We start from the raw sequence: 5624 nt of genomic DNA on the forward strand, positions 1-5624 counted from the left end.
CTCCCTTTTGACCTACCCGGCTATATGCAACAGCTTTTTTTAGCATCACTCATCTTTGAACCCGTTTTAACGGGTTTAAGCTTTTAGCCCGTAGACGCGGAGCGGCTTCTCAAAGAGTACTTTAGTTCAGGGCTTTCAGGGCTTCATTCTCAATCATCATCAGAATGCGATCGCGGATTGTCTTTAGCCGAAACTCGCACCGGTCCAAACTGATCGGGCAATTCCTCAATCGAGACGCCCAACTCCCGACATAACGCTTTAATTTGGGGAACGCTCGGTCTAGCCACCGCGTCGCCCGTTTCCCAACGGACATACGTCCGCAGTGGAATACCGCAGCGCCGAGCCAGCTCCTCTTGCGTCAACTTTAGCTTTTCTCTGAGTAGTTTTAACGGGGATTCACCTGCTTGTGGATTTTGTTTCGGCATGTGTAACTGATTGCCATGTCAACATAACAGCTTGACAAAAACAGTTATGCATGACAAAATGTCATGTAATAGAGTGAAGCAATGGAAAGACAAAGCACAAAGCAGCATTTGGGCGAATTAGCCTCTTCAAAGGTTGCTTTGATATTTGCCCTTTCCTCAGTGTCTTACATAATCGTCATTCCACCAATACTTTGCCAGTGACCGATGGTTGCTCACCTTGTTATGGCTGTTTAGCTCCATAAACCCACCCCAACCAACAACAGCGCAAAATTTTCAGGGAACGCCATCATGACACCTTTATTTCGCCGCCTCCAACCCGCCCAGAAATTCCGGATCAGCCTCACCAGTATCGCCCGACTCCTGAAAATCCCTAAACATTTGATTGTGCGCGTGGAATCTTGGGCATATATCGTCTTTGTTCATCGCCGCGACAAAGGTGGACAATTCATCAGCTATCGCCAACTACGCCAATGGTTCAACGCCATCGCCTGCCAAATTCAACACTGCACCACCTGCCAACAACTACAGCAATTGTGGGTTGCGATTGAGCGCGATCGCAAACGGCACAATCAGCAATACAATCACCAAGATGCGGCATTATTGTACAATTTTTGGACAAGGCGCTGGCATACAGTAGGGCATCAGTAGTAGACTTATGACTTCTAATCAAGGGTGGCAATTTTGGATTGATCGCGGCGGCACATTTACCGATATTGTGGCGCGTCGCCCCGATGGGCAATTGGTAATTCACAAGCTACTCTCGGAAAATCCCGATCGCTACACCGATGCGCCCGTACAGGGAATCCGCGAAGTGATGGGACTTCCAGCCAATGCAGCGATTCCCACCGAACAGATTGACGCCGTGAAAATGGGGACAACCGTAGCCACCAATGCGTTACTAGAGAGAAAAGGCGATCGCACCGTTTTAATCATCACCAAAGGCTTCCGAGATGCCCTCCGCATCGGCTATCAAAACCGCCCCGATATATTTGCCCGTGAGATTATCTTGCCAGAAATGCTTTACGAACGGGTGATTGAAGTCGAGGAACGCTACAGCGCCCACGGGGAGGAATTAATTCCGGTGCAGATAGACGCCACTCGTCAAGAGTTACAAGCCGCTTATGATAGCGGAATTCGCAGTTGTGCCATAGTGTTAATGCATGGCTATCGCTATAAGAGCCATGAACAGGAACTTGCCAACCTAGCGAGTGCGATCGGGTTTACTCAAATCTCAGTTTCCCATAACGTCACACCATTGATGAAAATAGTTAGTCGGGGTGACACCACCGTTGTCGATGCCTATTTATCGCCGATTCTGCGGCGGTATGTTAACCAAGTTTCCAGTCAGTTAGCCGGAGAAATAAACAATCAACAATCAACAATCAACAATCAACAATTGCTCCGATTAATGTTCATGCAGTCCAATGGTGGACTCACAGACGCCCGCACATTTCAGGGAAAAGACAGTATTTTATCCGGTCCGGCGGGGGGTATTGTCGGCGCAGTACAAACCAGTCAATTAGCCGGATTTGATCAGATTATCAGTTTCGATATGGGCGGAACCTCTACCGATGTCGCCCATTACAACGGGGAATACGAACGCACCTTTGAAACCGAGATTGCAGGTGTCCGATTACGCACCCCCATGATGTCCATTCATACCGTAGCGGCGGGTGGCGGTTCAATCGTGAAATTTGATGGGGCGCGGTATCGCGTTGGACCAGAATCGGCAGGGGCAAATCCGGGTCCTGCTTCGTATTCTAAGGGGGGTCCGTTAACAGTAACCGATTGCAATGTCATGGTGGGAAAATTGCAGCCAGAGTTCTTTCCTAAAGTCTTTGGACTTGATGGCAATTTACCCTTAAATGACCAAGTGGTGCGAGAGAAATTTAGTCAATTGGCGGCAGATATTGGCGATAAGCGCACCCCCGAAGCAGTCGCGGCGGGATTTTTAGCCATTGCCGTCGAAAAAATGGCAAATGCGATCAAAAAAATCTCCTTACAACGAGGTTATGACGTATCCAACTATACCTTGTGTTGCTTTGGCGGTGCAGGGGGACAACACGCCTGTTTAATTGCTGATGCGTTGGGAATGAAACAGTTATTTCTTCATCCTTATGCAGGGGTATTATCGGCTTATGGGATGGGATTGGCAGATGTGCGGACATTGCGGGAACGTTCGGTGGAAGCAAAATTAACGGAGGAATTACTATCGGTAGGGACATCAGATATTGCCCCCTTGGAGGAAATATTCACCGAGTTAATAGCCAGCGGCAAAGAAGAAATTGCGACGACTCAGATAGGAGAATCCACGCCCATTAATAGTCAAGTCATCCGCAAAGTGCATTTGAAATATCAGGGAACCGATTCACCATTAATTATCGATTTCGGTAGCGTGGCTGAAATGCGGCAGCAATTTGAGGAGGCGCATCGACAACGATATGGTTTTATAGTGGAAGAGAAAGCCCTAATTGTGGACTCGGTATCGGTGGAAGTCATCCAGCCAATGGATGTGCCAGAAGAACCCATGATTCAACGTCACCGATCAGAACCACCGCAACCTGTCGCTAAAGTGCAGATGTATACTGCCGATGCATGGCACGAAACCCCTGTATTTAAGCGAGACGAGTTACAACCTGGAGACTCTATTCCCGCCCCAGCATTAATTATTGAAACAACGGGAACGAATGTTATTGAACCGGGTTGGCAAGCCGAAGTAACTGAACGGAATCATTTGATTTTAAAGAAAACTCAACCATCAACAAGCAACAATCAACAAGCAACAATAAACAATAAACCAGCCAACCTTTCCCAGCCTGATCCGGTTACGCTAGAAATATTTAATAATCTATTCCGTTCCATTGCCGAACAAATGGGAACCACGCTGCAAAATACCAGTTATTCGGTCAATATTAAAGAACGGTTAGATTTTTCCTGTGCTATTTTCGATGGACAAGGACAACTCGTTGCCAATGCCCCTCATATCCCTGTACATTTGGGTTCCATGAGTGAAAGCGTCCGCAGTTTAATTGAGGCGTATGGCGATAGTCTCCAACCGGGAGATGTTTATGCGATTAATAATCCCTATAACGGTGGGACACACTTACCTGATGTCACGGTAATTACCCCAGTTTTCCTAGACGAAAGCGGGATTACCGATACGATTGATCAAACGAGTAAATCTTCGACAAAACCCACAACAAATCAAAATAAACCCCCCTTTGAAAGGGGGGCAAGGGGGGATAAAAATCCGTCACCCTTATTCTACGTTGCCTCACGGGGACACCATGCAGACATTGGTGGGATTACCCCCGGTTCGATGCCCCCAGATAGTACAACAGTGGACGAAGAAGGAGTATTACTCGATAATTTTAAGGTAGTCGAATCCGGACATTTTCGCGAGAAAGAATTATCAGAATTACTCCTATCTGGCACGTATCCAGTGCGAAATATCACCCAAAATATCGCCGACTTACAAGCCCAAATTGCTGCCAACAAAAAAGGCGTGCAAGAGTTGCGGCGAATGGTGGCACAGTCGGGATTAGACACCGTAAAAGCTTATATGGGACACGTCCAGAATAATGCCGAAGAGTCGGTGCGACGGGTGATTGATGTGCTGAAAGATGGCAATTTTACTTATCAATTAGATACAGGTGGACAGATTCAAGTTGCCATTCGCATTGACCGAAAAAATCGCCGCGCCACGATTGATTTTACTGGGACATCGTCACAGTTATCCAATAACTTTAATGCTCCGGCGGCGGTGTGTAAGGCAGCGGTTCTCTATGTCTTCCGGACTTTAGTGGATGATGATATTCCCCTGAATGCTGGATGTCTCAAACCTCTAGATATTATTATTCCCGAAGGATGTCTATTAAATCCCCGTTATCCGGCGGCGGTTGTGGCGGGGAATGTGGAAACATCCCAGGTGATTACCGATGCGCTATATGGGGCTTTAGGGGTAATGGCAGCATCTCAGGGGACGATGAATAATTTTACCTTTGGCAATCAGAATTATCAATATTATGAAACCATTTGTGGCGGTTCTGGTGCTGGGCTAGAGTTTGATGGGGCGGATGCAGTACATACCCACATGACTAATTCGCGGTTAACCGACCCAGAAGTTTTAGAATGGCGGTTTCCGGTGGTATTAGAACAGTTTGGCATTCGCGGAAATAGTGGTGGAAAGGGGAAACAGTGTGGGGGTAATGGTGTAATTCGGCGGATGCGGTTTTTGCAACCGATGACAGCCGCAATATTATCAGGACATCGAGTTGTTGCACCCTTTGGATTACAGGGGGGTGAAGCTGGTGCTGTGGGGAAAAATTATGTGGAACGTCAGGATGGAACGGTTGAGGAATTAGGAAATACAGCGGTTGTGGAAATGGATGCGGGAGATGTGTTTGTGATTGAGACGCCTGGGGGTGGAGGATTTGGTGGTTCTGAATAAACCGGAAACCGTAGGGGCGCACGTCAGTACATTGGTGTCAACTTAAGGTTAAAAGCTTTGTGTGTGAAATGCGGATGCTGGCTGCGGTTGCGGTGCAAATAGGTAAGTTAGGATAGCGAACGTTACCAGTAGAATGGCGTAGATTAAATTTCGTCTCATCCGATATTCAGCCTCTAATTTGACAATAGAGTTAAAATAAAGGCTGAAAAGATTTAGGTCAACCCACCTCAGAGGGAGATGGGGTAATTGCAGGTGGTATAGGTTTGAGTCAACATTGAGCCATTTTTCATGCAAAATAGCTGTGATTGTAACTGGGATGATAATTTAGCTTTGTCGGAAAATTGATTGTCAGGGCGCACGTCTGTGCGCCCCTACGAGGAATATTGAAAGGTTACCTGAGGATTTTCCTTGACCGTCTTGTCATAAGCAACTCTTTGTCTTCTGCGAGTTCGTATTACTCGACTCCCAAGTCAAGATCAGTCTCTGATTCAAAATCGGACTCTTCTTCTATAAATGTGTCCTCAGTTTCCGCTTCAAAATTGAGCATAGCATTCCAGGTTTGGCGACCAACAATACCATCGGCAAACAAGCCCTGATCCTCTTGGAATTCTCTTACGGCTGTACCTGTTCTTGAACCATATACGCCGTCAACTTCACTTTGATAATACCCTTGGTTTTGTAAGAAATTTTGAACAGGCGATATTATTAGTTGTGTTAACAGGATAACTACTTGAGATCTGGTTCGGGAT

At 46.8% G+C, this 5624-nt stretch carries 4 protein-coding genes; 2 read left to right on the plus strand and 2 right to left on the minus strand.

Annotated features, from left to right (window positions below; genetic code table 11):
- Nucleotides 1-149 precede the first annotated feature (149 nt).
- A complete protein-coding gene (locus tag ACLFWI_RS25885) occupies nt 150-425 on the minus strand; it encodes a helix-turn-helix transcriptional regulator (RefSeq protein WP_446415304.1) in 276 nt (91 codons plus the stop codon).
- Nucleotides 426-713: 288 nt separating this feature from the next.
- On the opposite strand from ACLFWI_RS25885, the gene ACLFWI_RS25890 reads away from it, so the two are divergent.
- Both ACLFWI_RS25890 and ACLFWI_RS25895 read left to right on the plus strand, forming a co-directional pair.
- Entirely contained in the window at nt 714-1073 is a 360-nt protein-coding gene (locus tag ACLFWI_RS25890) for a hypothetical protein (protein ID WP_446415305.1), read from the plus strand.
- 7 nt (nt 1074-1080) lie between these two features.
- A complete protein-coding gene (locus ACLFWI_RS25895; protein WP_446415306.1) occupies nt 1081-4875 on the plus strand; it encodes a hydantoinase B/oxoprolinase family protein in 3795 nt (1264 codons plus the stop codon).
- A gap of 454 nt (nt 4876-5329) precedes the next feature.
- On the opposite strand, the gene ACLFWI_RS25900 is transcribed toward ACLFWI_RS25895, so the two are convergent.
- The coding region (locus ACLFWI_RS25900) for a peptidoglycan-binding domain-containing protein (RefSeq protein ID WP_446415307.1) at nt 5330-5624 on the minus strand (295 nt) is incomplete at its 5' end.

This window comes from Coleofasciculus sp., assembly GCF_046539235.1.
Lineage (GTDB): Bacteria > Cyanobacteriota > Cyanobacteriia > Cyanobacteriales > Coleofasciculaceae > Coleofasciculus.